The sequence below is a fragment of the Verrucosispora sioxanthis genome, assembly GCF_010560025.1.
GTDB lineage: Bacteria > Actinomycetota > Actinomycetes > Mycobacteriales > Micromonosporaceae > Micromonospora > Micromonospora palythoicola.
Map to the genome: position 1 here is coordinate 1 of NZ_SAIY01000030.1, position 1,076 is coordinate 1,076.

A 1,076-nucleotide genomic window follows, 5' to 3' on the forward strand; every position below is an offset into this window, starting at 1 on the left:
GTCGTAGCTGATCGCCAGGCGCGGGCGCAGATCGGCGTTGCGGTTCTCGCCGGAGGCCCAGTAGATGCGGCTGTCCAACCCGGCCTGCGCCAGCGACAGCGTCCAGATGCCGTTGCCGGTGACCAGACCCGAGACGTCCCACTCGTTGAAGCCCTTGGCGACGCCACTGACCGTGTCCAGCGCCGCGCCCAGCGGGGCCGGCACCGGGCGGGCGGCGCGGGCGTCGAGGCGGGACTCGTGCGCGGTCACCGTCGCCTGGAACTTCTGCCAGGCGTGCACCCGCAGCGTGGCCCGTACGTTCACCGCGTTCGCCGGCAGCGAGGTGACCAGGAAGGTCAGCACCGCCTCACGGGCGCCGCGCGGGTTGCCGTCGCAGGGCGCGGGGCAGGTCGCCAGCGTCGTCTTGACGCTGTTGTCGCCGTCCTGCGGCACCGCCGTGGCGGTGGTGTCGGCCACCACGGCGATCGACAGGTCGTCATCGGCGAGCAGCGGCACCATCGTCGCGCCGAGCCCCAGCACCACAGTGGTGCCGATGACGCCGAGCATCACGGCCTTACGCCGGCCGCCGCGATGTGGAATCAAGCGGTGCAGTCCGCGACTGGTCACGGATACTCCTAGTGTCTTCGACGATAACGCTGAGCAGCGTATCCGCGTACACAACGGAGCGTGCGGATGACGGCAGGACCTAAGCGCGTCTTAAACCTCACCTAAGACACCCCTGCCCTCCCATCTAGTTGATAATGACGTTGGCGGCAGGATCAGAGATCAACTACGCCGCTAACCTCATGGTCAACGGGGTGACCGGGCGGCGGTGAGGGCGGCGGCCATCGCGGGGCGGGGGGCGGGTGTGTCGGTGAACTGCTCGAACTGGCCGATCGCCTGGGCCAGCAGCAGGTCGAGGCCGGAGACGATCCGGCAGCCGGCGGCTTCGGCGGCGGCGGCCAGCGGGGTCGGCCACGGGTCGTAGATCGCGTCGAAGACCACCGTGCCGGCCCGCCAGGGCACCCTGTCGGCCAGCTCGTCGGCGGCCCCCTTCGGCACGGTCGAGATCAGCACATCGACACCGGCCAGCCCCG

2 pseudogenes are annotated in these 1,076 nt (G+C 70.3%); both read right to left on the reverse strand.

Annotated elements, in window-relative coordinates:
- A pseudogene (locus tag ENC19_RS29170) lies at positions 1-606 on the reverse strand (glycoside hydrolase); the annotation flags it as partial.
- A 183-nt stretch (positions 607-789) separates the two neighbouring features.
- Positions 790-1,076 (reverse strand): annotated as a pseudogene (locus ENC19_RS29175) (shikimate dehydrogenase); the annotation flags it as partial.